Annotated in this window: 21 protein-coding genes; 19 read left to right on the top strand and 2 right to left on the bottom strand. The window is 70.5% G+C overall.

Annotation, left to right across the window (positions count from 1 at the left end; translation table 11 throughout):
- Window positions 1–10: 10 nt before the first annotated feature.
- Window positions 11–2,209, bottom strand: a complete 2,199-nt coding sequence (locus tag HED23_RS21665) for an ATP-binding protein (protein ID WP_203185043.1) — start codon at window positions 2,207–2,209, stop codon at window positions 11–13.
- A gap of 241 nt (window positions 2,210–2,450) precedes the next feature.
- On the opposite strand from HED23_RS21665, the gene HED23_RS21660 reads away from it, so the two are divergent.
- From HED23_RS21660 to nusB, 13 genes are all read left to right on the top strand, one after another.
- Window positions 2,451–2,900, top strand: a complete 450-nt coding sequence (locus tag HED23_RS21660; RefSeq protein WP_203185042.1) for a DUF948 domain-containing protein — start codon at window positions 2,451–2,453, stop codon at window positions 2,898–2,900.
- Window positions 2,901–2,907: 7 nt separating this feature from the next.
- Window positions 2,908–3,204 carry a DUF6167 family protein gene (locus tag HED23_RS21655; protein ID WP_203185041.1) on the top strand — a complete coding sequence of 99 codons (297 nt, stop codon included), beginning with the start codon at window positions 2,908–2,910 and terminating at the stop codon, window positions 3,202–3,204.
- Window positions 3,204–5,873, top strand: a complete 2,670-nt coding sequence (gene alaS / locus HED23_RS21650; RefSeq protein WP_203185040.1) for an alanine--tRNA ligase — start codon at window positions 3,204–3,206, stop codon at window positions 5,871–5,873. The genes HED23_RS21655 and alaS overlap by 1 nt, the downstream gene beginning before the upstream one ends.
- Before the next feature lie 8 nt (window positions 5,874–5,881).
- Complete coding sequence (ruvX, locus tag HED23_RS21645; RefSeq protein ID WP_203187587.1) at window positions 5,882–6,355, top strand: Holliday junction resolvase RuvX; 474 nt, start codon at window positions 5,882–5,884, stop codon at window positions 6,353–6,355.
- Window positions 6,356–6,455: 100 nt separating this feature from the next.
- Entirely contained in the window at window positions 6,456–8,189 is a 1,734-nt protein-coding gene (mltG, locus tag HED23_RS21640) for an endolytic transglycosylase MltG (protein ID WP_203185039.1), read from the top strand.
- Window positions 8,186–9,016 carry a shikimate dehydrogenase gene (locus HED23_RS21635; RefSeq protein WP_203185038.1) on the top strand — a complete coding sequence of 277 codons (831 nt, stop codon included), beginning with the start codon at window positions 8,186–8,188 and terminating at the stop codon, window positions 9,014–9,016. The genes mltG and HED23_RS21635 overlap by 4 nt, the downstream gene beginning before the upstream one ends.
- 332 nt (window positions 9,017–9,348) lie before the next feature.
- Window positions 9,349–10,533: a chorismate synthase gene (gene aroC / locus HED23_RS21630; protein WP_203185037.1), complete on the top strand. Its 1,185-nt coding sequence runs from the start codon at window positions 9,349–9,351 to the stop codon at window positions 10,531–10,533.
- The gene (gene aroB, locus HED23_RS21625; RefSeq protein WP_203185036.1) at window positions 10,530–12,176 is read left to right on the top strand and encodes a 3-dehydroquinate synthase; all 1,647 of its coding nucleotides are present in this window, start codon (window positions 10,530–10,532) and stop codon (window positions 12,174–12,176) included. The genes aroC and aroB overlap by 4 nt, the downstream gene beginning before the upstream one ends.
- The gene (aroQ, locus tag HED23_RS21620; RefSeq protein WP_203185035.1) at window positions 12,173–12,616 is read left to right on the top strand and encodes a type II 3-dehydroquinate dehydratase; all 444 of its coding nucleotides are present in this window, start codon (window positions 12,173–12,175) and stop codon (window positions 12,614–12,616) included. Before aroB ends, aroQ begins: the two co-directional genes overlap by 4 nt.
- Before the next feature lie 107 nt (window positions 12,617–12,723).
- Window positions 12,724–13,533 (top strand): Pro-rich N-terminal domain-containing protein, encoded by an 810-nt coding sequence (locus tag HED23_RS21615; protein WP_203185034.1) that lies wholly within the window; start codon window positions 12,724–12,726, stop codon window positions 13,531–13,533.
- Window positions 13,534–13,602: 69 nt separating this feature from the next.
- On the top strand, window positions 13,603–14,709 hold the full coding sequence (locus tag HED23_RS21610; protein ID WP_203185033.1) for a M24 family metallopeptidase: 1,107 nt from the start codon (window positions 13,603–13,605) through the stop codon (window positions 14,707–14,709).
- A 73-nt stretch (window positions 14,710–14,782) separates the two neighbouring features.
- Window positions 14,783–15,349, top strand: a complete 567-nt coding sequence (gene efp, locus HED23_RS21605) for an elongation factor P (protein ID WP_203185032.1) — start codon at window positions 14,783–14,785, stop codon at window positions 15,347–15,349.
- A gap of 2 nt (window positions 15,350–15,351) precedes the next feature.
- Window positions 15,352–15,783 carry a transcription antitermination factor NusB gene (gene nusB, locus HED23_RS21600; protein ID WP_203185031.1) on the top strand — a complete coding sequence of 144 codons (432 nt, stop codon included), beginning with the start codon at window positions 15,352–15,354 and terminating at the stop codon, window positions 15,781–15,783.
- A gap of 164 nt (window positions 15,784–15,947) precedes the next feature.
- On the opposite strand, the gene bldD is transcribed toward nusB, so the two are convergent.
- Entirely contained in the window at window positions 15,948–16,448 is a 501-nt protein-coding gene (gene bldD / locus HED23_RS21595; protein ID WP_014157378.1) for a transcriptional regulator BldD, read from the bottom strand.
- Window positions 16,449–16,669: 221 nt separating this feature from the next.
- Between bldD and pyrR the strand changes: the two genes are divergently transcribed.
- The 6 genes from pyrR to carB all read left to right on the top strand — a co-directional run bounded on the left by pyrR (window position 16,670) and on the right by carB (window position 24,701).
- Window positions 16,670–17,254, top strand: coding sequence for a bifunctional pyr operon transcriptional regulator/uracil phosphoribosyltransferase PyrR (pyrR, locus tag HED23_RS21590; RefSeq protein ID WP_203185030.1), 585 nt, complete (start codon window positions 16,670–16,672; stop codon window positions 17,252–17,254).
- A 90-nt stretch (window positions 17,255–17,344) separates the two neighbouring features.
- Window positions 17,345–18,361: an aspartate carbamoyltransferase catalytic subunit gene (locus HED23_RS21585; RefSeq protein ID WP_203185029.1), complete on the top strand. Its 1,017-nt coding sequence runs from the start codon at window positions 17,345–17,347 to the stop codon at window positions 18,359–18,361.
- 2 nt (window positions 18,362–18,363) lie between these two features.
- Window positions 18,364–19,650 carry a dihydroorotase gene (locus HED23_RS21580; protein ID WP_203185028.1) on the top strand — a complete coding sequence of 429 codons (1,287 nt, stop codon included), beginning with the start codon at window positions 18,364–18,366 and terminating at the stop codon, window positions 19,648–19,650.
- On the top strand, window positions 19,647–20,261 hold the full coding sequence (locus tag HED23_RS21575; RefSeq protein ID WP_203185027.1) for a hypothetical protein: 615 nt from the start codon (window positions 19,647–19,649) through the stop codon (window positions 20,259–20,261). Before HED23_RS21580 ends, HED23_RS21575 begins: the two co-directional genes overlap by 4 nt.
- Window positions 20,258–21,400 carry a glutamine-hydrolyzing carbamoyl-phosphate synthase small subunit gene (gene carA / locus HED23_RS21570; protein ID WP_203185026.1) on the top strand — a complete coding sequence of 381 codons (1,143 nt, stop codon included), beginning with the start codon at window positions 20,258–20,260 and terminating at the stop codon, window positions 21,398–21,400. The genes HED23_RS21575 and carA overlap by 4 nt, the downstream gene beginning before the upstream one ends.
- Window positions 21,393–24,701 (top strand): carbamoyl-phosphate synthase large subunit, encoded by a 3,309-nt coding sequence (gene carB / locus HED23_RS21565; RefSeq protein WP_203185025.1) that lies wholly within the window; start codon window positions 21,393–21,395, stop codon window positions 24,699–24,701. Before carA ends, carB begins: the two co-directional genes overlap by 8 nt.
- The last annotated feature ends 37 nt before the right edge of the window (window positions 24,702–24,738 follow it).

Genomic DNA, 24,738 nt, shown 5'->3' with positions numbered 1-24,738 from the left:
GGCGTAGCTCTCAACCGAGCTCGGGCCCGCCCCTCCCTGTTGTACGGGAGGCGGCGGGCCTTCGCGTCTCCCCGTCCGCCCCGGCCCCGGGCACCGACCCCTCCGGTGCCGTGCCGGCGTCCGCCCTCGTGCGGAGCGCCCGCACCGCCGCGGCCTGCGGGTCCAGCCGACGGCCCGCGTGGCGTTCCGCGTCGTACCGGGCGTCGCCGAGTGCCGCCCTGGCCCGCTTCTCGCACTCGGCCCTGGGTCTTCCGTAGTGGGCGGAGCCGAACAGCGGCAGCCCCACCGAGGGCCAGATCCGGTCCGCCGCCCCCTGCAGCACGGCCGCCTCCGCCGCGTCGCCCTCGACCACGGTGATGAGGGCCAGCAGCTCCAGCGAGAGGACCGTGCCGAGCAGATCGTGGAAGGTGTGCGCGATGGACAGTGATTCGCGGAGCATCGGGCGGGCCCGCCCGCTCGTCCCGGACTGCAGCGCCGCGTAGCCCAGGACGTACAGCGCGTAGGCCAGCGCCCACCGTTCGCCGTGGTCCTCACAGATCTCCCGGACCTCGTCGCAGATCGCCGTGGCCCCTTCCAGGTCCCCGCGGAACGCCACGGCCATGCCCAGCTCGACCTGGGCCATCAGCACGTTGCTGTTCAGCTCGCCGATCTCCCGGTAGCGCGCCAGCGCCTCGCGCAACAGTTCCTCGGCGCGCACCGGGTCGTCCGTGACGATCGAGAGACAGCCCGTGCGGTGCAGGGCGTAGGCCACGGCGGTGGCGTCCCCCGAGCGCTCGCCCTCCTCGCGGCACTCCTGAAGCGCGGACACCGCACCGACGCGGTCCCCCTGGAGCACCGCGACGTACCCGAGCACCCACAGGGCCTTGAGCCGCGAGTGGTCGTACGGGGACTCCTCCTCCAGGACGTGGTCCAGCCAGTGGCGGCCCTCCGAGAGGCGGCCGCAGCCCGCCCAGTAGAACCAGAGCGTGCCCGCCAGGTACTGGGCGAGATGGACCTCTTCCGGGCTCTCCATCGAGCACTCCATCGCCCGGCGGAGATTGGGCAGCTCGCTGTCGATCCGTGCCGCCGCCTCCGCCTGCCTGGGGCTGAACCAGTCGAGCTCGCACCACGTCGCGAGCCCCAGATACCAGTCCCGGTGCCTGCGGCGCAGCCTCTCGGCGTCCCCGGTCGCCCGCAGCCACTCGGCGCCGTACTCCCGAACGGTGTCCAGCAGCCGGTATCGGCTGCCCAGGGCGGAGTCCTCGCGCAGCACCACGGACTGGGCCAGCAGTTCGTCCAGCACGTCCAGCACGGATCCGGCGGGCAGGCCGGAGCCGCTGCAGATGTATTCGACGGCCTCCAGGTCGAACTGTCCGGCGAACACCGAGAGCCGTGCCCACAGCAGCCGCTGCTCCGGAGCGCACAGCTCGTGGCTCCAGCCGATGGCCGTACGAAGCGTCTGGTGGCGGGGGAGCGCGCTCGGGCTGCCCCCCGTCAGCAGCCGGAAGCGGTCGTCGAGACGGTGCAGCACCTGCTCCATCGTCAGGGCCCGCAGCCGCCCGGCGGCGAGCTCCAGGGCCAGCGGGATGCCGTCGAGGCGGCGGCAGAGCTCCCGTGCGGTCTCCCGGTCGCCGTCCGTCAGCCGGAACCCCGGTCGCACCGCGGCGGCGCGCCGGGCGAAGAGTTCCAGGGCGTCGTCGTCCGTCATCGGCATCAGCGGGAAGGTGAGTTCGCCGTCCACCCGCAACGGACGGCGACCCGCGGCGAGCACCTGGAGGTGCGGGGCCCGGCGGAGCAACTCCCGTACGAGTCCGGCACAGGCGTCGGTGAGGTGCTCGAAGCCGTCGATCACGAGCAGGAGCCGGCGCTCCGCGCAGTGCTCGGCCAGCACGGCACGAGGCGGCCTTCCCGTGTGGTCGGTGAGCCCCAGCGCGTCGACCAGTGCGTGCTCGAGGAGCTCGGGGTCGTGGACGGCCGACAGCTCGGCGATCCAGACACCATCGAAGTACCGTTTCTCCATCAGGGCCGCAGCGCGGATCGCGAAGCGGGTCTTCCCGACCCCGGCGACCCCGGCCACGGTCACGAGCCTGGACTCCCGCATGAGCGGCTCCAGTTCCGCCAGTTCGTCGCCGCGCCCCACGAAGGTGTTCAGCTCCGCCGGGAGATTTCCGCGCACGGGGCCGCGCTCCGCGTCGTCGGGCATGGGGCAGGGGCGGTGAGGGCGTCGCATGAAACACGCAGAGTACTGGCACATAAGCTCTCCGTACAATCTCCCCGGGGTTCGCGACCCGCGCCGCCCGCCCGTAATGCGGTTCGGGGCGAGACGCCCGGCGCGATAGGCTCGGGGGACGACGATCGGCAGTGGTGGGCAGGACGCGCGGGCCGAGCGGTGACAGACAGATACCGGCCGGGAGAGGTCCCGGCCGATGCGGGCGACGAGCAGAGAGCGGTGCACTGTGTCCGGTGGAGAGGTGGCCGGCATCCTGGTGGCCGTCTTCTGGGCGATCCTGGTTTCCTTCCTCGCCGTGGTACTGGTGAGGCTGGCCCAGACGCTCAAGGCGACCACGGCGCTGGTGGCGGACGTGACGGAGCAGGCGGTTCCGCTGCTCGCCGACGCCTCCGCCACGCTGCGTTCCGCGCAGACCCAGCTGGACAAGGTCGACGCCATCGCCAGCGACGTCCAGGAGGTCACCTCCAACGCCTCCGCCCTGTCCACCACCGTCGCGTCGACGTTCGGCGGCCCGCTCGTGAAGGTCGCGGCGTTCGGCTACGGGGTGCGGCAGGCGATCGGCCGCCGCACCGCCGCCGAGCCGGAACCGGCCCGCCGGACCTCCCGCCGCGCCGTGATCGTCGGCCGTACCGTGCCCTCCGCCCGTGACAAGAAGCGGAACGGCCGAAGCTCCCGCGGACAGAAGGACTGAGCCAGCGATGTTCCGCCGTACGTTCTGGTTCACCGCCGGCGCAGCCGCCGGCGTCTGGGCCACCACCAAGGTCAACCGCAAGATCCGGCAGCTGACCCCCGAGAGCCTCGCGGCGCAGGCCGCCGACAAGGCGATCGAAGCGGGTCACAAGCTGAAGGACTTCGCCCTCGACGTGCGTGAGGGCATGGTCAGGCGCGAGGCCGAACTGGGCGGTGCACTCGGCATCGAGGCGCTCGCCGACCCCGAACTCGTCGCCCACCGCACACTTCCCTACAACTCGAACAACCGGAATGAGGACCACTAATGGAGTCGGCTGAAATTCGCCGCCGCTGGCTGAGCTTCTTCGAGGAGCGCGGCCACACCGTCGTGCCTTCGGCGTCGCTCATCGCGGACGACCCGACTCTGCTGCTGGTCCCCGCGGGCATGGTTCCCTTCAAGCCCTACTTCCTCGGTGAGGTCAAGCCGCCCGCCCCACGTGTCACCAGCGTGCAGAAGTGCGTGCGCACGCCGGACATCGAAGAGGTCGGCAAGACCACCAGGCACGGCACGTTCTTCCAGATGTGCGGCAACTTCTCCTTCGGTGACTACTTCAAGGAAGGCGCCATCGAGCTCGCCTGGGCGGCGCTCACGGACTCCGTGGAGGACGGTGGCTTCGGCCTCGACCCCGAGCGGCTGTGGATCACGGTCTACCTCGACGACGACGAGGCCGAGCAGATCTGGCGCGAGAAGATCGGCGTTCCGGCCGAACGCATCCAGCGACTGGGCAAGAAGGACAACTTCTGGTCCATGGGCGTCCCCGGACCCTGCGGCCCGTGCTCCGAGATCAACTACGACCGCGGTCCCGAGTTCGGCGTCGAGGGCGGCCCCGCCGTCAACGACGAGCGTTACGTGGAGATCTGGAACCTGGTCTTCATGCAGTACGAGCGCGGCGCGGGCGACGGCAAGGAGGACTTCCCGATCCTCGGCGACCTGCCGTCGCAGAACATCGACACCGGTCTCGGCCTCGAACGCCTCGCGATGATCCTGCAGGGCGTACAGAACATGTACGAGACCGACACCCTGCGCGTCGTCATGGACAAGGCCACCGAGCTCACCGGGGTGCGCTACGGCGCCGAACAGGGCTCCGACGTCTCCCTCCGCGTCGTCGCCGACCACATCCGTACGTCCGTGATGCTCATCGGTGACGGTGTCACCCCGGGCAACGAGGGCCGTGGCTACGTCCTGCGCCGCATCATGCGCCGCGCCATCCGCAACATGCGGCTGATGGGCGCCACCGGCCCGGTCGTCCGTGAGCTCGTCGACGTCGTCGTCGACACCATGGGGCAGCAGTACCCCGAGCTGATCACCGACCGCAAGCGCATCGAGACCGTCGCGCTCGCCGAGGAGGCCGCCTTCCTCAAGGCCCTCAAGGGCGGCACGAACATCCTCGACACCGCCGTCACCGAGACCAAGGCCGCCGGCGGCAGGGTCCTGGCCGGCGACAAGGCGTTCCTGCTCCACGACACCTGGGGCTTCCCGATCGACCTCACACTGGAGATGGCCGCCGAACAGGGCCTCTCGGTCGACGAGGACGGCTTCCGGCGCCTGATGAAGGAGCAGCGGGAGCGCGCCAAGGCCGATGCCAGGGCCAAGAAGACCGGTCACGCCGACCTGTCCGCCTACCGCGAGGTCGCCGACAACTCGGGCGTCACCGAATTCACCGGCTACACCTCCACCGAGGGTGAGTCGAGGATCGTCGGCCTGCTGGTCGACGGCGTGCCCTCGCCCGCCGCCACCGAGGGCGACGAGGTCGAGGTCGTCCTCGACCGCACCCCCTTCTACGCCGAGGGCGGCGGCCAGCTCGCCGACCAGGGCAGGATCCGGCTCGAAACCGGCGCCGTCATTCAGATCCGCGACGTGCAGCAGCCGGTCCCGGGCGTCTCGGTCCACAAGGGCTCGGTCCAGGTCGGCGAGGTGACGGTCGGCGCCTCCGCCTTCGCCGCCATCGACAACACCCGCCGCCGCGCCATCGCCCGCGCCCACAGCGCCACGCACCTCACGCACCAGGCGCTGCGCGATGCCCTGGGCCCGACGGCCGCCCAGGCCGGTTCGGAGAACTCGCCCGGCCGCTTCCGCTTCGACTTCGGCTCGCCCGCCGCCGTACCCGGCACGGTCCTGACCGACGTCGAGCAGAAGATCAACGAGGTCCTCGCCCGGGAGCTCGACGTCCAGGCCGAGGTCATGTCCATCGACGACGCCAAGAAGCAGGGCGCCATCGCGGAGTTCGGCGAGAAGTACGGCGAGCGGGTCCGTGTCGTCACCATCGGCGACTTCTCCAAGGAGCTGTGCGGCGGCACGCACGTCGGCAATACGGCTCAGCTGGGTCTGGTGAAGCTGCTCGGCGAGTCGTCCATCGGTTCCGGTGTCCGCCGCATCGAGGCCCTGGTCGGCGTGGACGCGTACAACTTCCTCGCCAAGGAGCACACGGTCGTCGCCCAGCTCCAGGAGCTGCTCAAGGGCCGCCCCGAGGAGCTTCCCGAGAAGATCTCCGGCATGCTCGGCAAGCTGAAGGACGCCGAGAAGGAGATCGAGAAGTTCCGCGCGGAGAAGGTGCTCGCCGCCGCCGCCGGGCTCGTGGAGTCTGCCAGGGACGTGCGCGGGGTCGCCCTCGTCACCGGACAGGTCCCGGACGGCACCTCGGCCGACGACCTGCGCAAGCTGGTTCTGGACGTGCGAGGCCGCATCCAGGGCGGCCGGCCCGCCGTCGTGGCCCTGTTCACCACGGCCAACGGCCGCCCGCTGACCGTCATCGCCACCAACGAGGCCGCCCGCGAGCGTGGCCTCAAGGCCGGTGACCTGGTGCGCACCGCCGCCAAGACCCTCGGTGGCGGTGGCGGCGGCAAGCCGGACGTCGCCCAGGGCGGCGGCCAGAACCCGGATGCCATCGGTGACGCCGTCGCCGCTGTCGAACGCCTCGTCACCGAGACGGCGTGACGCCGGACATGTCGCAGATGCGCCGTGGACGCCGACTTGCCGTCGATGTCGGTGACGCCCGTATCGGGGTCGCCTCGTGCGACCCCGACGGGATCCTCGCCACGCCGGTGGAGACCGTGCCGGGACGTGATGTCCCGGCCGCCCACCGGCGGCTCGGCCGGATCGTCGAGGAGTACGAGCCGATCGAGGTCATCGTGGGGCTGCCCCGCTCCCTCGGGGGCGGGGAGGGTCCGGCGGCCGCGAAGGTCCGTGCGTTCGCCCAGGTGTTCGCCCGTGCCATCGCGCCGATTCCTGTACGTCTCCTGGACGAGAGGATGACCACAGTGACGGCCACTCAGGGGCTGCGCGCTTCGGGCGTGAAGTCCAAGAAGGGCCGTTCTGTCATCGACCAAGCTGCCGCTGTGGTGATCCTTCAGAACGCTCTGGAGTCCGAACGGGCGTCAGGCACTGCCCCGGGCGAGGGCGTCGAAGTGGTTGTCTGATCGCGATACGGTAACGTTCCGCGCGATGCGCCGGTGTTCGAACAGACACCGCACAGCAAAGCGAAGAGACGGAGCGTCGTCTCGCGGCTCAAGGGGATCGATGACTGAGTATGGCCGGGGCCCCGGCTCCGAACCGTGGCATCCCGAGGACCCCTTGTACGGGGACCAGGGATGGGGAGGCCAGCAGGCTGCCCACGGCCAGGGCCAGTACGAAGGCCAGCAGCAGCCCTACGCGCAGGACCCGTATGCCCAGCAGGGCTACCAGCGGGACCCGTACCAGCAGCACCAGCAGGACCCCTATCAACATCAGCAGGACCCGTACCAGCAGCCCCAGGACCCGCATCAGCACCCGTACGGCGCGCCGCAGGACCCGTACGCCCAGCCGCAGCAGTCCCAGCCGCAGTACGACGGCGGCTGGGACACCGGCCAGCAGGCGGCCATGCCGTACGCGGCCCAGCAGCCCCAGTACGGCAACAACACCGGCGGCTACGGCGAACAGGCCGACCACTACGGCACCCCCGAGGCGTACCCCCCGCCGCAGCCCCCCGGCCGCCGCGAGCAGGAGCCTCAGCAGCAGGGCCAGGACTGGGACCCGGAAGCGCCGCAGGAGGAGACGCATCCTTTCTTCACGGGCGCGGACGAGCCGGCCGACGGGCGTGACTCCCGCTCCCGTACCCGCGAGGACGACGAACACGACGACGGCCCGCGTGAGTCCCGCCGGGGCGGTGGCGAGCGCCGCGGCAAGGGAAAGAAGAAGAGCCGCAACGGCTGCGCCTGCCTGGGTGTCGCGGCGGTCCTCGTCGGCGGCCTCGGCGGGGTGGGGTACCTCGGCTACTCGTACTTCCAGAACCAGTTCGGCTCGGCGCCCGACTACGCGGGCAGCGGAACGGGCGCGGTCGAGGTGGAGATCCCGCCCGGTGCGCTGGGCAACGAGATCGCGAGCATCCTGAAGAAGGCCGGCGTCGTGAAATCCGTGGACGCCTTCGTCTCGGCACAGAACGGGAATCCCAAGGGCGGTTCCCTGCAGGCCGGTGTCTATCTCCTGAAGAAGGAGATGTCGGCGGACAGTGCCATCGAAATGATGCTGGATCCGAAGAGCCAGAACGCACTCGTCATTCCCGAGGGAACGAGCACCATCGGCATCTACACGGCGATCGACAAGAGGCTTGGCCTGAAAGCCGGTACCACCGCTGGTGTGGCGAAGACGAAGGCCGAGAGCCTCGGTCTGCCCGAATGGGCGGATGACGATCCGGAGATCAAGGATCCGCTGGAAGGTTTCCTCTTTCCGGCGGCGTACGCGGTCCCCAAGGGTTCGAAGCCCGAGGACGCGCTGAAGAAGATGGTCACGCGGGCGAACAGTGAATACGCCAAGCTTGATCTCGAGGAAAACGCGAAGAAGCTGAAGCTGGACTCTCCGCTCGACCTCATCACCGTGGCGAGCCTTGTTCAGAAGGAGGGCAAGTACAAGCACGACTTCGACAGGGTCGCCACGGTGGTCTACAACCGTCTCAAGCCGGACAACATGGAGACGGTCGGAAGGCTGGAATTCGACTCGACGATCAACTACATCCGAGCTGAGAGCACGCTGGATGTGGGAGCCGTGGACGCACTGCGGGAGATCGACGATCCGTACAACACGTACCGAATCAAGGGCCTCCCGCTCGGCCCGATCTCCAATCCCGGCGCGGACGCCCTGCACTCGGCGATCAGTCCGGCGTCCGGCCCCTGGTACTACTTCGTCTCCGTGACCGAGGACAAAACGCTGTTCGCGGTGACGAACGAGGAGCACGAACGCAACCGCGAGCAGTACCAAGAGAACCAGGCGAAACAGTGAACACCGTCCGGCGGGCGGCCGTCCTCGGCTCGCCCATCGCCCACTCCCTCTCCCCGGTCCTGCACCGGGCCGCGTACGCGGAGCTGGGCCTCGACCACTGGTCGTACGACCGCTTCGAGGTGGACGAGGCAGGGCTGCCCGGCTTCATCGAAGGTCTGGACTCCTCCTGGGCGGGCCTCTCCCTGACGATGCCGCTCAAGCGGGCGATCATCCCGTTGCTCGACGAGATCACCGATACCGCGGCCTCGGTCGAGGCGGTCAACACCTTCGTCCTCACCGAGGACGGCCGCCGGACCGGCGACAACACCGACATCCCCGGCATGATCGCGGCCCTGCGGGAACGGGGCGTCGACAAGGTGGAGTCCGCCGCGATTCTCGGTGCCGGCGCCACGGCGTCCTCCGCGCTGGCAGCCCTGGCCGAGATCTGCACCGGGCCGGTCACGGCCTATGTGCGCAGTGCGGCGCGGGCCGACGAGATGCGCGGCTGGGGCGAGCGCCTCGGTGTGGACGTACGGATCGCGGACTGGGCGACGGCCGCCGAGGCCCTGCACGCCCCCCTCGTGATCGCCACCACGCCGGCCGGCACCACCGACGCCCTGGCGGCCGACGTCCCCGCGGCCCCTGGCACCCTGTTCGACGTGCTGTACGAGCCCTGGCCGACCGAGCTCGCATCCCGCTGGTCGTCCACCGGCGCCCCGGTGGTGGGCGGCCTCGACCTCCTCGTCCACCAGGCCGTGCTCCAGGTGGAGCGGATGACCGGGCTGGACGCGCCCGTCGCGGCCATGCGTGTCGCCGGCGAAGCGGCGCTCGCAGCGCGCGAGGTCTAGTACCGAGGTCCTGTCCGGCCGGATGCCTGCCGAGGGCCGAGGGCCGAGGGCCGAGAGCCGACGGACGCGCCCGCGCGCAGGCCGTACCGGCCTCTGCGAGCCACGGCGGCACCCGAGGGCGGACACCAGGCGGCTCACCCGAAGGCGTGCCCGGCGGCAGGCTGTACCCCGCGGCTCCGTCTCCTCGCCCTTCGGAGACGTGACCGGGGCGTCCGTCTGCTGGACCGGCGGCAGGTCGGAGCTCCCGATCGTGGGAGGATCGGGGGTGGCGGGCCAGGGCCGCGCACCCGGTCGCGCCGTTGCAGTTACAGGCGCGAGCATGAGGAGCACCGTTGAGCAGGTTGCGCTGGCTGACCGCCGGAGAGTCGCACGGCCCCGCACTGGTGGCGACGCTGGAGGGTCTTCCCGCCGGCATCCCCGTCACTACGGAGATGGTGGCGGACGCGCTCGCCCGGCGACGGCTCGGTTACGGGCGCGGCGCCCGGATGAAGTTCGAGAGGGACGAAGTCACCTTCCTCGGCGGTGTCCGCCACGGCCTGACCATGGGATCGCCCGTCGCCGTCATGGTGGGCAACACCGAGTGGCCCAAGTGGGAACAGGTCATGTCGGCCGATCCGGTGGACCCCGAGGTACTCGCCGCACAGGCCCGCAACGCCCCGCTGACCCGCCCCAGGCCCGGCCACGCAGACCTGGCGGGGATGCAGAAGTACGGCTTCGACGAGGCACGGCCGGTCCTGGAGCGCGCCAGCGCCCGGGAGACCGCGGCCCGCGTCGCGCTCGGTGCCGTCGCACGGTCCTACCTCAAGGAGACCGCGGGCATCGAGATCGTCTCCCACGTCGTCGAGCTGGCCGCGGCCAAGGCGCCCTACGGTGTCCACCCCAAGCCCTCCGACGTCGAGCGGCTCGACGCCGACCCCGTGCGCTGCCTCGACGCCGAAGCGTCGAAGGCGATGGTCGCGGAGATCGACCAGGCGCACAAGGACGGCGACACCCTCGGGGGAGTCGTCGAGGTGCTCGCCTACGACGTGCCCGTCGGGCTCGGCTCGCACGTCCACTGGGACCGCAGGCTCGACGCACGCCTCGCCGCAGCACTGATGGGTATCCAGGCCATCAAGGGTGTCGAGGTCGGTGACGGGTTCGACCTGGCCCGCGTGCCCGGCTCCAAGGCGCACGACGAGATCGTGGCCACCGCGGACGGGATCAGGCGCACCTCCGGCCGCTCCGGCGGCACCGAGGGCGGGCTGACCACCGGTGAGCTGCTGCGGGTCCGCGCCGCGATGAAGCCCATCGCCACGGTGCCCCGGGCACTCGCCACGGTCGACGTGGTGACGGGCGAGGCGGCCAAGGCCCACCACCAGCGTTCCGACGTGTGCGCCGTGCCGGCCGCCGGGATCGTCGCCGAGGCGATGGTCGCCCTGGTCCTGGCCGACGCGGTGGCGGAGAAGTTCGGCGGCGACAGCGTCGCCGAGACCCACCGCAACGTGCAGTCGTACCTCTCCCACCTCCAGATCCGGTGAGCGGCCCGCTGATCGTCCTCGTCGGCCCCATGGGGGTGGGCAAGTCCACGGTGGGTGAACTGCTCGCCGACCGCCTGGGCACCACCTACCGCGACACCGACGCGGACGTCGTGGCCACCGCGGGCAAGGCCATCCCGGAGATCTTCTTCGACGACGGCGAGGAGCGCTTCCGCGCCCTGGAACAGCAGGCGGTGCGGGACGCGCTCGACGGGCACACCGGCGTCCTCGCCCTCGGCGGCGGCGCCGTGCTCGACGCGGAGACCCGCGCCATGCTCGCCGGCCGCCCGGTCGTCTACCTCTCCATGGACGTCGACGAGGCCGTCCGCAGGGTCGGGCTGAACACGGCCCGCCCCCTGCTCGCCGTCAACCCCAGACGGCAGTGGCGCGAGCTGATGGACGCCAGGCGCCCTCTCTACGAAGAGGTGGCAACCGTCACGGTCGCCACCGACGCACGCACTCCCGACGAGGTCGCCCAGGCGATCACCGAGGCACTGGAACTGCCGGAGCGGACCGGCGAGCCGGTACCGTCCGGCCAGGAGAAGACACGCATGACCGAGCAGGGCACCACGCGCATCCAGATCGCCGGCACGGCAGGCACCGATCCGTACGAGGTGCTCGTCGGCCGCCAGCTCCTCGGTGAGCTGCCGAACCTCATCGGTGACGGGGCCCAGCGGGTCGCCGTCCTGCACCCCGAGGCGCTGGCCGAGACCGGTGAGGCGGTTCGCGCGGACCTCGCCGCCCAGGGCTACGAGGCCATCGCGATCCAGCTGCCGAACGCCGAGGAGGCCAAGACCGTCGAGGTCGCCGCCTACTGCTGGAAGGCGCTCGGCCAGACCGGCTTCACCCGCACCGACGTCATCGTCGGCATCGGCGGGGGAGCCACCACGGACGTCGCCGGCTTCGTCGCCGCGTCCTGGCTGCGCGGGGTCCGCTGGGTCGCCGTCCCGACGACCGTGCTCGCCATGGTCGACGCGGCGGTCGGCGGCAAGACTGGCATCAACACCGCCGAGGGCAAGAACCTCGTCGGCGCCTTCCACCCGCCCGCCGGGGTGCTCTGCGACCTTGCCGCGCTGGACTCGCTGCCCGTCCACGACTACGTCTCCGGCATTGCCGAGATCATCAAGGCCGGCTTCATCGCCGACCCGGTCATCCTCGATCTCGTCGAGGCCGACCCCCAGGGCGCCCGTACGCCCTCAGGACCGCACACCGCGGAGCTGATCGAGCGGTCCATCCGGGTCAAGGCCGAGGTCGTCTCCAGCGACCTCAAGGAGTCCGGCCTGAGGGAGATCCTCAACTACGGCCACACCCTGGCCCACGCCATCGAGAAGAACGAGCGCTACAAGTGGCGCCACGGCGCGGCCGTCTCCATCGGCATGGTCTTCGCCGCCGAGCTGGGCCGGCTCGCCGGCCGCCTCGACGACGCCACCGCCGACCGGCACCGCTCGGTCCTGGAGTCCGTCGGGCTGCCGCTCACCTACCGCGGTGACCAGTGGCCCAAGCTCCTGGAGAACATGAAGGTCGACAAGAAGTCCCGCGGCGACCTGCTGCGCTTCATCGTCCTGGACGGCATCGGCAAGCCCACAGTGCTGGAGGGCCCTGACCCGGCCGTCCTGCTCGCCGCGTACGGGGAGGTCTCCGCGTGACGGCCCGCAGGGTCTTCGTCCTCAACGGACCGAACCTGGGCCGTCTCGGCTCCCGTGAGCCCGATGTCTACGGGGCGACCTCCTACGCGGGCCTGGTCGACACCTGCCAGGCCCTCGGCAAGGAACTGGGTTTCGACGTCGACGTGCGCGAGACCAACGACGAGGGCGAGCTGATCCGCTGGCTCCACGAGGCGGCGGACGGTTCGATTCCGGTCGTTCTCAACCCCGGTGCCTTCACGCACTACTCGTACGGGATGCGGGACGCGGCAGCCCAGCGCACCGCTCCGCTGATCGAGGTGCACATCTCGAATCCGTACGCACGGGAGGAATTCCGCCACACCTCGGTGGTCGCCCCCGTGGCCACCGGCACCGTGGCAGGGTTCGGGATCGGTTCCTATCGGCTCGCCCTGCGGGCCCTGGCCGACGAACTGACGGACTGACACCGGGCACTTCGTACCTTCCCCGCCCGTTCACCGCATGGCGGCCGGGGGAGGTACGGTTGCCGTCGACCAGCGCCAGTTGCCTGTACGAGACGGAGTGGCACCGGATGCAGCACGCAGTGGGGGCCCCGCTGCCGCCGCCCCAGGGTCCCGGAAACGGACCCTGGACGCACCAGGCCCAGCACTCAGGCCACCCCGGCCCACCGGGGCCGCCCCTCCCTCCCATGGCTCCCGGGACCCAGCCGCTCGCGGCCCAGCACGCCCCGGTGCCGCCCTCACGGGAGACCACCGGGCACATCCAGCTGCCGCCCGGCGGCCCCGTCCCGCTGCCCGCTCCGCCCGCGGAGGCGGGCACCGGGGCCGCGACCCTCGCCGTGCTCCTGATAGGACCCGCCGGAGCGGGCAAGACCACGGTGGCCAAGCTCTGGGCGGGCCGCCGCCGGGTTCCCACCGCGCACGTGTCCCTGGACGACGTCCGTGAATGGGTCTGCTCCGGCTTCGCGGACCCCCAGGCCGGATGGAACGACCACTCCGAGGCCCAGTACCGCCTGGCCCGGCGCACCTGCGGGTTCGCCGCCCGTAATTTCCTGGCCAACGGCATCTCCTGCATCCTCGACGACGCGGTCTTCCCCGACCGGCCCGTCGTCGGCCTCGGAGGCTGGAAGCGCCACGTCGGCCCCGGGCTGCTGCCCGTGGTCCTCCTGCCCGGCCTGGAGGTCGTCCTGGAGCGCAACGCGGCCCGCAGCGGGAACCGCAGGCTCTCCGACGAGGAAGTCGCCCGGATCCACGGCCGGATGGCCGGCTGGTACGGCTCCGGCCTGCCGATCATCGACAACTCCACCTATGACGTGGAGACGACCGCGCGGGTCCTCGACGACGTCCTGGCCCGCTCGATAGCCAGCCCGCCCGCCTGGTAGCGGCAGCGCGGTTCCCGGTCGGGTGCGCTGACCGGGCGGGGCCCGGCCCACGCTCGTAGGCTCGGAAACATGTCAGAGGTGTACGCCGTCCGACGCGGGCTGCTGCGTGACCGGTACGCCGCCGCCGGATCCGCGGCCGCCCTGGTCTCCCGCCCCGCCAACGTCCGCTATCTCGCGGGCGGGGCCCCGCCCGGCGCCGTGCTGCTGCTCGGCCCCGGTGAGGATGTCCTGCTCTGCCCCCGCCCGCCGACCGGGGACCCCGCCCACGGCCGTCCCGACGAGCAGCTGCGGCTGACGGTCCTGCCCGGGACCGAGGGCGATCCCGTCGTCGCGGCGGCCGGTCTCGCCGGCGGCCTGCACGCGGACTCCCTGGCCGTCGAGGAGCACGATCTGACCGTCTCCCGCCACCGTGCGATGAGCTCCGTCGCCCCGCGCCTGCGCCTGTGCGACCTCGGCAGCACCGTCGAGCAGCTGCGCCTGGTCAAGGACGAGGAGGAGATCGCCTGCCTGCGGATCGCCGCTGAGATCACCGACCAGGCCCTCGGCGAACTCCTCGAATCCATCCTGGTGGGACGGACCGAGCGCCACCTCGCCCTGGAGCTCGAACGCCGGCTGGTGGACCACGGGGCCGACGGCCCGGCCTTCGCCACCTCCGTCGGCACGGGCCCCCACTCGGGGCAGGGCCGCCACCGGCCCACCGACCGCAGGGTCGAGGAAGGTGATTTCCTCTCCGTCTGCCTGGGGGCGAACTACCGGGGATACCGCTGCGAGATCGGCCGGACGTTCGTCATCGGAACCAGTCCCGCCGACTGGCAGATCGAGCTCTACGACCTTGTTTTCGCCGCTCAGCGGGCCGGACGGGAGGCCCTCGTCCCCGGAGCCGCCTACCGCGACGTGGACCGCGCGGCCCGCCATCTGCTGGACTCCGCGGGGCACTCGGAAGGCCTGCAGCCGAGCACGGGGCACGGGGTCGGGCTCGAAATCGACGAGGACCCGCAGCTGGCACCGGCAGCCATGGGTAAACTGGACGCTTGTGTGCCGGTCACCGTCGAACCGGGGGTCCACCTCCCGGGCCGGGGCGGTGTCCGGATCGATGACACGCTCGTCGTGCGCCCCGAGGCGGACGGCGGACCCGAGCTACTCACCATTACGACCAAGGAGCTGCTCGCGCTCTAGGAGATCTCCTCACGGAGGCTCCGGCGCGCATCCTCGGTCGTCCACCAGCTTCAGTCCAGGAGATTCCGCAACCGTGGCTTCCACGAACGACCTCAAGAACGGCCTGGTGCTCAAGCTCGACGGAGGCCAGCTCTGGTCCGTCGTCGAGTTCCAGCACGTCAAGCCCGGCAAGGGCCCCGCCTTCGTGCGCACCAAGCTCAAGAACGTGCTCTCCGGCAAGGTCGTCGACAAGACGTTCAACGCCGGCGTGAAGGTCGAAACGGCCACCATCGACCGCCGCGACATGCAGTTCTCGTACATGGACGGCGAGTACTTCGTCTTCATGGACATGGACACGTACGACCAGCTCATGGTCGACCGCAAGGCCGTCGGCGACGCCGCCAACTTCCTGATCGAGGGCTTCACCGCCTCCGTCGCCCAGCACGAGGGCGAGGTGCTCTACGTCGAGCTGCCCGCCGCGGTCGAGCTGACCATCAAGCACACCGACCCCGGTGTCCAGGGCGACCGCTCCACCGGCGGCACCAAGCCGGCCACGCTGGAGACCGACTACGAGATCGGTGTCCCGCTCTTCATCTCCACCGGCGAGAAGATCAAGGTCGACACCCGTACGGGCGACTACCTCGGCCGGGTGAACAGCTAACCGTGGCTGCCCGGAACAAGGCCCGCAAGCGTGCCTTCCAGATCCTTTTCGAGGCCGACCAGCGCGGCGAGTCCGTGCAGACGGTCCTCGCGGACTGGGTACGGCTCTCGCGGACCGACGACCGTCAGCCGCCGGTCGGCGAATTCACGATGGAGCTCGTCGAGGGGTACGCGCAGTACGCGGACCGCATCGACGACCTCATCGTCACCTACGCCGTGGACTGGGAGATCGACCGCATGCCGGTCGTCGACCGGAGCATCCTGCGGCTCGGCGCGTACGAGCTGATCTGGATGGACTCCACCCCGGACGCCGTGGTGATCGACGAGGCGGTCCAGATCGCCAAGGAGTTCTCCACGGACGACTCCCCGACCTTCGTGAACGGCCTGCTGGCCCGGTTCAAGGACCTCAAGCCGAATCTCCGCCGGGAGCAGTGATCCTCCGGCGGCGTTGAGCCGAACGAAGGGCCCACGGTCGAATCGACCGTGGGCCCTTCGGCGTATCCCCCGGAACGGCGGAAACGGCCGGGGCACGAAAACGCCGGGCCGGCGGGGTCCTGGGGACCCCGCCGGCCCGGCGGTACGTTTCTTCGTGGGGCCGGTCAGCCCTCGTCGTGGGCCACCGCGCGACGCGCGTCTGCGTCCAGCACGCCCCAGCTGATCAGCTGCTCCGTGAGCACGGACGGCGACTGGTCGTAGATCACGGCCAGGGTGCGCAGGTCGTCCTGGCGGATGGAGAGGACCTTGCCGTTGTAGTCACCGCGCTGGCTCTGGATCGTCGCCGCGTAGCGCTGCAGCGGTCCGGCCTTCTCCGGCGGCACGTGGGCGAGGCGCTCCAGGTCGAGGACCAGCTTCGGCGGGGGCTCGGCGGCACCGCCGGGGGTCGTGCCGGGCAGGAGCTCCTGCACCGGAACGCCGTAGAAGTCGGCCAGCTCGGCAAGGCGCTGCACGGTCACGGCGCGGTCGCCGCGCTCGTAGGAACCGACCACGACGGCCTTCCAGCGGCCCTGCGACTTCTCCTCCACGCCGTGGAGGGAGAGGCCCTGCTGGGTGCGGATGGCGCGGAGCTTGGCCCCGAGCTGCTTTGCGTATTCGCTGGACATAAGGCTCCCCGGACGCTGGAACATTCTGCGGCTGGGCCGCGTGGCTGGTAACTCACTGTGAGGTTACGCAGCGTTACTTGGCTGCGTCAAGCCGAAAGGTCCGGACTGCCACCTCCTGGGGGCGGGGCCAGGGCCTCGCACAAGCCCTGGTAACGTGGATGACGCAATTTCGACGTCCTTTAACGTCCGTCCGGTGAGGCGGAGAAGGAGGTCCGTTTCTTATGGACGCACAGCATGACCACACCGGCAATGCGGCACGCCCCGTTCTCGAGGCTCCCGACATCGCCCGTGTACTGACCCGAATCGCCCACGAGATCGTCGAACGCGCCAAGGGCGCCGACGACGTGGTGCTGCTCGGCATCCCGACACGCGGGGTCTACCTCGCCCGTCGGCTCGCCGGAAAGCTCGAGGAGATCACCGGCCGGAAGACGCCGGTCGGGTCGCTCGACATCACGATGTACCGCGACGACCTGCGGATGCGCCCCGCGCGCGCCCTCGCCCGCACCGAGATCCCCGGTGAGGGCATCGAGGACCGTCTCGTCGTGCTCGTGGACGACGTCCTCTTCTCCGGCCGCACGATCCGCGCCGCACTCGACGCGCTCGGCGACATCGGCCGGCCCCGCGCCGTACAGCTCGCGGTCCTCGTCGACCGCGGCCACCGTGAACTCCCGATCCGTGCCGACTACGTCGGCAAGAACCTCCCCACGTCGCTGCGGGAGACGGTCAGGGTCCAGCTCGCCGAGGAGGACGGCCGCGACGCCGTGCTGCTCGGTGTCAAGCAGACCGTCCCGGCAGGCGAGCAGTAGCCGAATCCAATCCCGTGCGCCCCGTCGGCCGCACGGCTGCTCCGGCACGCCCACCTGTCTGATCCCTCCACCCTTCACGGAGACTCCCAGATGCTGCGCCCTCCCGGGGACAACCCCCGGACCCCCCGCCACCTCATCTCGGCCGCAGACCTCACCCGCGACGACGCCGTCCTGATCCTCGACACCGCCGAGGAGATGGCCAGGGTCGCGGACCGGCCGATCAAGAAGCTTCCCACCCTGCGTGGACGAACGGTCGTCAACCTCTTCTTCGAGGACTCCACCCGGACGCGGATCTCGTTCGAGGCCGCCGCCAAGCGCCTCTCCGCCGACGTCATCAACTTCTCCGCGAAGGGCTCGTCGGTCTCCAAGGGCGAGTCGCTCAAGGACACCGCCCTGACCCTGGAGGCCATGGGCGCCGACGCCGTCGTCATCCGGCACGGCGCCTCCGGCGCCCCCTTCCGCCTCGCGACCTCGGGCTGGATCGACAGCGCGGTCGTCAACGCCGGTGACGGCACGCACGAGCACCCCACCCAGGCACTGCTCGACGCGTTCACGATGCGCCGCAGGCTGGTCGGGCCCGACGCGGGGATCGGACGTGACCTCGAAGGCCGCCGGATCACGATCGTCGGCGACATCCTGCACAGCCGCGTGGCCCGCTCCAACGTCCACCTGCTGCACACGCTCGGGGCGCAGGTCACCCTGGTGGCCCCGCCCACCCTGGTGCCGGTCGGCGTCGAGCAGTGGCCCTGCGAGGTCAGCTACGGCCTCGACGAGGTGCTGCCGAAGTCGGACGCGGTCATGATGCTCCGTGTGCAGCGCGAACGGATGAACGCCGCCTACTTCCCGACCGAGCGTGAGTACTCCCGCCGCTACGGCCTGGACGGCGAACGCATGGCGAGGATGCCCGAGCACGCCATCGTGATGCACCCCGGCCCGATGGTCCGCGGCATGGAGATCACGGCCGAGGTCGCGGACTCCGACCGCTGCACCGCCGTCGAACAGGTCGCGAACGGCGTCTCCACCCGCATGGCCGTCCTGTACCTGCTGCTGGGCGGTTCCGAGACCGCCCTGCCGTCCGCCGCCGCCCGTACCGAGGAGAACAAGTAACCATGAGCAAGATCCTTATCCGCGGCGCGAAGGTCCTCGGCGGCGAGCCGCAGGACGTCCTCATCGAGGGCGAGACCGTCGTCGCGACCGGCACGGGGCTCGAGGCCGAGGGCGCCACCGTGATCGAGGCGGAGGGCCAGATCCTGCTGCCCGGCCTCGTCGACCTGCACACCCATCTGCGTGAGCCGGGACGCGAGGACTCCGAGACCGTCCTCACCGGCACCAAGGCCGCCGCGGTCGGCGGCTTCACCGCCGTCCACGCCATGGCCAACACCTTCCCGGTCGCCGACACCGCCGGTGTCGTCGAGCAGGTCTGGCGGCTCGGCAAGGAGTCCGGCTACTGCGACGTGCAGCCCGTCGGCGCCGTCACCGTCGGCCTGGAGGGCAAGCAGCTCGCCGAGCTCGGCGCCATGCACGACTCCGCCGCCGGAGTGAAGGTCTTCTCCGACGACGGCAAGTGCGTCGACGACGCGGTGATCATGCGCCGCGCGCTGGAGTACGTGAAGGCCTTCGACGGTGTCGTCGCCCAGCACGCGCAGGAGCCCCGCCTCACCGAGGGCGCCCAGATGAACGAGGGCGTCGTCTCGGCCGAGCTCGGTCTCGGCGGCTGGCCCGCCGTCGCCGAGGAGTCGATCATCGCCCGCGACGTGCTCCTCGCCGCCCACGTCGGCTCCCGGGTGCACATCTGCCACCTGTCGACGGCCGGGTCCGTGGAGATCGTCCGCTGGGCGAAGTCCAAGGGCTGGAACGTCACCGCCGAGGTCACCCCGCACCACCTGCTGCTCACCGACGAGCTCGTGCGGACCTACAACCCCGTCTACAAGGTGAACCCGCCGCTGCGCACCGAGGCCGATGTGATGGCCCTGCGTGAGGCGCTCGCCGACGGCACCATCGACTGCGTGGCCACCGACCACGCACCGCACCCGCACGAGGACAAGGACTGCGAGTGGGCCGCCGCCGCCATGGGCATGGTGGGCCTGGAGACCGCGCTCTCCGTGGTCCAGCAGACGATGGTGGACACCGGGCTCCTCGACTGGGCCGGGGTCGCCGACCGCATGTCGGTCCGCCCCGCGGCCATCGGCAGGCTCGAAGGACACGGCCGGCCCGTCTCGGCGGGTGAGCCCGCCAACCTCACCCTGGTCGATCCGGCATACCGTGGAGCCGTGGACCCCGCGGGCTTCGCCTCCCGCAGCCGCAACACTCCGTACGAGGGTCGCGAGCTGCCCGGCCGAGTGACCCACACCTTCCTGCGGGGCCGTGCCACGGTCGTCGACGGGAAGCTCGCGTGACAACACTCAACCCCCTGTACCAGCTGGCCGCCGAGCAGAAGTCGGCCGAAGTGACGGACTGGTCCGCCCGCATCAGCTGGGTCCTCGGACTGCTCGTCTTCATCGCGTTCGTCTACTGGCTGATGCGCCAGGGATGGAAGTGGCGGGGCAGCCTGCAGTCCGGCCTGCCCGAGCTCGCGACCACCCCCGAAGGCTTCGCCGACGGTGCGCCCCTGCTCACCCTGACCGGCCGCTACCACGCCTCGACGACCGCCGGGCAGTGGCTCGACCGGATCGTGGCGCACGGCCTCGGCACCCGCAGCCGGGTCGAGCTGACCCTCACCGCGCAGGGCCTCGACGTCGTACGCCCCGGGGCGGCCGACTTCTTCGTACCGGCCGCCGCACTCCGCGAGGCCAGGCTCGACAAGGCGCTCGCAGGCAAGGTCCTGCCCGAGGGCGGCCTGCTGGTCATCACCTGGGCGCACGGCGACCAGCTGATCGACTCGGGTTTCCGCTCCGACCACGCGGCCGAGCACCAGGAGTGGGTCGACGCCGTCAACCACCTCGCCGGCGTGGCCGGCGACCACCTCACCAGCACCACAACCAGCACGACGGAAGGCACCGCACGATGACGATCTCCACCCGGGGAGCCGGAAAAGCTCCCGCCGTACTCGTCCTGGAGGACGGCCGCTCCTTCCGCGGCCGCGCCTACGGGGCCGTGGGGGAGACCTTCGGCGAGGCGGTGTTCTCGACCGGCATGACCGGCTACCAGGAAACGCTGACCGACCCCTCCTACCACCGCCAGGTCGTCGTCATGACCGCCCCGCACGTCGGCAACACCGGCGTGAACGACGAGGACCCCGAGTCCAAGCGGATCTGGGTCTCCGGCTACGTCGTGCGCGACCCCGCCCGGGTCCCGTCCAACTGGCGCTCCCGCCGGTCGCTGGACGAGGAGCTCGCGAGCCAGGGGGTCGTCGGCATCAGCGGCATCGACACCCGTGCGCTCACCCGCCACCTGCGCGAGCGCGGTGCGATGCGCGTCGGCATCTTCTCCGGCAACGCGATCCAGGACGAAGGCATACTGCTCGCCAAGGTGCGCCAGGCCCCCGAGATGAGCGGCGCCGACCTCGCGGCCGAGGTCGCCACCAAGGAGGCGTACGTCGTCCCCGCGGTCGGCACCAAGAAGTTCACCGTCGCGGCGATCGACCTCGGCATCAAGGGCATGACCCCGCACCGCATGGCCGAGCGCGGCATCGAGGTGCACGTCCTGCCCGCCACCGCCACCCTGGAGGAGGTGTACGCGGTCCGGCCCGACGGAGTCTTCTTCTCCAACGGCCCCGGCGACCCGTCCACCGCCGACCACCCCGTCTCCGTCATGCGCGGTGTGCTGGAGCGGAAGACCCCGCTCTTCGGGATCTGCTTCGGCAACCAGATCCTGGGCCGCTCGCTCGGCTTCGGCACCTACAAGCTGAAGTACGGCCACCGGGGCATCAACCAGCCCGTGCAGGACCGCACGACCGGCAAGGTCGAGGTCACCGCGCACAACCACGGATTCGCCGTCGACGCTCCGCTCGACAAGGTCTCCGACACGGAGTTCGGCCGCGCCGAGGTCTCCCACGTATGCCTGAACGACCAGGTCGTCGAAGGACTGCAGCTGCTCGACCAGCCGGCCTTCAGCGTCCAGTACCACCCCGAAGCAGCAGCTGGCCCGCACGACGCCGCGTACCTCTTCGACCGTTTCGTCACCCTGATGGAGGGCCAGCGTGCCTAAGCGCTCCGATATCCAGTCCGTCCTGGTCATCGGCTCCGGTCCGATCGTCATCGGGCAGGCCGCCGAATTCGACTACTCCGGCACCCAGGCCTGCCGGGTGCTCAAGGCCGAGGGCCTGCGCGTCATCCTGGTGAACTCCAACCCGGCGACGATCATGACCGACCCGGAGATCGCCGACGCCACGTACGTCGAACCGATCACTCCCGAGTTCGTCGAGAAGATCATCGCCAAGGAGCGCCCCGACACGCTGCTCCCCACCCTGGGCGGCCAGACCGCGCTCAACACCGCGATCTCCATGCACGAGAACGGTGTCCTGGAGAAGTACGGCGTCGAGCTCATCGGCGCCAACGTCGAGGCCATCAACAAGGGCGAGGACCGCGACCTCTTCAAGGGCGTCGTCGAGGCCGTCAAGGAGAAGATCGGCTACGGCGAGTCCGCCCGCTCCGTCATCTGCCACACCATGGACGACGTCATCGCGGGTGTCGACACCCTCGGCGGGTACCCCGTCGTCGTCCGCCCCTCCTTCACCATGGGCGGCGCCGGCTCCGGCTTCGCCCACGACGAGGAGGAGCTGCGCCGCATCGCCGGACAGGGCCTCACGCTCTCCCCGACCACCGAGGTGCTCCTGGAGGAGTCCATCCTCGGCTGGAAGGAGTACGAGCTGGAGCTGATGCGCGACAGACACGACAACGTCGTGGTCGTCTGCTCCATCGAGAACTTCGACCCGATGGGCGTCCACACCGGCGACTCCATCACCGTCGCCCCGGCGATGACGCTCACCGACCGTGAGTACCAGCGGCTGCGGGACATCGGCATCGCGATCATCCGCGAGGTCGGCGTCGACACCGGCGGCTGCAACATCCAGTTCGCGATCGACCCCGCCGACGGCCGGGTCATCGTCATCGAGATGAACCCGCGCGTCTCCCGTTCCTCCGCGCTCGCCTCCAAGGCCACCGGCTTCCCGATCGCCAAGATCGCCGCAAAGCTGGCCGTCGGCTACACGCTCGACGAGATCCCCAACGACATCACCGAGAAGACGCCGGCCTCCTTCGAGCCGACCCTCGACTACGTCGTGGTCAAGGCCCCGCGCTTCGCCTTCGAGAAGTTCCCCTCCGCCGACTCCACCCTCACCACCACCATGAAGTCGGTGGGCGAGGCCATGGCGATCGGCCGGAACTTCACCGAGGCGCTGCAGAAGGCGCTGCGCTCCCTGGAGAAGAAGGGCTCGCAGTTCGCCTTCACCGGCGAGCCCGGCGACAAGGCCGAGCTGCTCGCCGAAGCCGTCCGCCCGACCGACGGCCGGATCAACACCGTCATGCAGGCGATCCGGGCCGGCGCCACCCAGGAGGAGGTCTTCGAGTTCACGAAGATCGACCCCTGGTTCGTGGACCAGCTCTTCCTCATCAAGGAGATCGCCGACGAGCTTGCCGCCGCCGACCGCCTCGACACGGATCTGCTCGCCGAGGCCAAGCGGCACGGCTTCTCCGACGCGCAGATCGGTGAGATCCGCGGCCTGCGCGAGGACGTCGTACGTGAGGTCCGGCACGCGCTGGGTATCCGCCCCGTCTACAAGACGGTCGACACCTGCGCCGCCGAGTTCGCCGCGAAGACCCCGTACTTCTACTCCAGCTACGACGAGGAGAGCGAGGTCGCGCCCCGCGCCAAGCCGGCGGTGATCATCCTCGGCTCCGGCCCGAACCGCATCGGCCAGGGCATCGAGTTCGACTACTCCTGCGTCCACGCCTCCTTCGCCCTGAGCGACGCGGGCTACGAGACCGTGATGGTCAACTGCAACCCGGAGACGGTCTCTACCGACTACGACACCTCCGACCGGCTGTACTTCGAGCCGCTCACGCTCGAGGACGTCCTGGAGATCGTCCACGCCGAGTCGCTGGCCGGCCCGATCGCCGGTGTCATCGTGCAGCTCGGCGGCCAGACCCCGCTCGGCCTCTCGCAGGCCCTGAAGGACAACGGCGTACCGGTCGTGGGGACCTCTCCGGAGGCCATCCACGCCGCCGAGGACCGCGGCGCCTTCGGCCGTGTCCTCGCCGAGGCGGGCCTGCCGGCCCCGAAGCACGGCACCGCCACCACCTTCGCCGAGGCCAAGGCCATCGCCGACGAGATCGGCTACCCCGTCCTCGTACGCCCGTCGTACGTGCTCGGCGGCCGCGGCATGGAGATCGTCTACGACGAGACCCGCCTCTCCTCGTACATCGAGGAGTCCACCGAGATCAGCCCCACCCGGCCGGTCCTGGTCGACCGCTTCCTCGACGACGCGATCGAGATCGACGTCGACGCGCTCTACGACGGCACCGAGCTCTACCTCGGCGGTGTCATGGAGCACATCGAGGAGGCCGGCATCCACTCCGGCGACTCCGCCTGCGCGCTGCCCCCGATCACGCTCGGCGGCTACGACATCAAGCGGCTGCGGGCCTCCACGGAAGGCATCGCCAAGGGCGTCGGCGTCCGCGGACTGATCAACATCCAGTTCGCGCTCTCCGGCGACATCCTCTACGTGCTGGAGGCCAACCCGCGCGCCTCGCGGACCGTCCCCTTCACCTCGAAGGCGACCGCCGTCCCGCTCGCGAAGGCCGCCGCCCGCATCTCGCTCGGCGCCACCATCGCCGAGCTGCGCGAGGAGGGCCTGCTGCCGAAGCAGGGCGACGGCGGCACCCTGCCGCTGGACGCGCCGATCTCCGTCAAGGAGGCCGTCATGCCGTGGTCGCGCTTCCGCGACATCCAGGGCCGCGGCGTCGACACGGTCCTCGGCCCGGAGATGCGCTCCACCGGTGAGGTCATGGGCATCGACTCCGTCTTCGGCACGGCGTACGCCAAGTCGCAGGCCGGCGCCTACGGACCGCTGCCCACCACGGGCCGTGCCTTCATCTCGGTCGCCAACCGCGACAAGCGCACGATGATCTTCCCGGCCCGCGAGCTGGTCGCCCACGGCTTCGAGCTGATGGCCACCTCCGGTACCGCCGAGGTGCTCAAGCGCAACGGGATCAACGCCACGGTCGTGCGCAAGCTCTCCGAGGGCGAGGGCCCGAACGGCGAGAAGACCATCGTGCAGCTGATCCATGACGGCGAGGTCGACCTCATCGTCAACACGCCCTACGGGACGGGTGGCCGGCTCGACGGCTACGAGATCCGCACAGCGGCCGTCGCCCGGTCCGTGCCGTGCCTCACGACGGTCCAGGCGCTCGCCGCCGCCGTCCAGGGCATCGACGCGCTGAAGCACGGCGACGTCGGCGTACGTTCCCTCCAGGAACACGCGGAACATCTGACCGCAGCCCGCGACTAGCAGTCAGGCCCAGCAGGGGGACACCGGAAACGGTGTC

Source organism: Streptomyces pratensis (assembly GCF_016804005.1).
In the GTDB taxonomy this organism is placed as follows: Bacteria; Actinomycetota; Actinomycetes; order Streptomycetales; family Streptomycetaceae; genus Streptomyces; species Streptomyces pratensis_A.
This window is presented reverse-complemented; position numbering and strand designations above follow the sequence as displayed.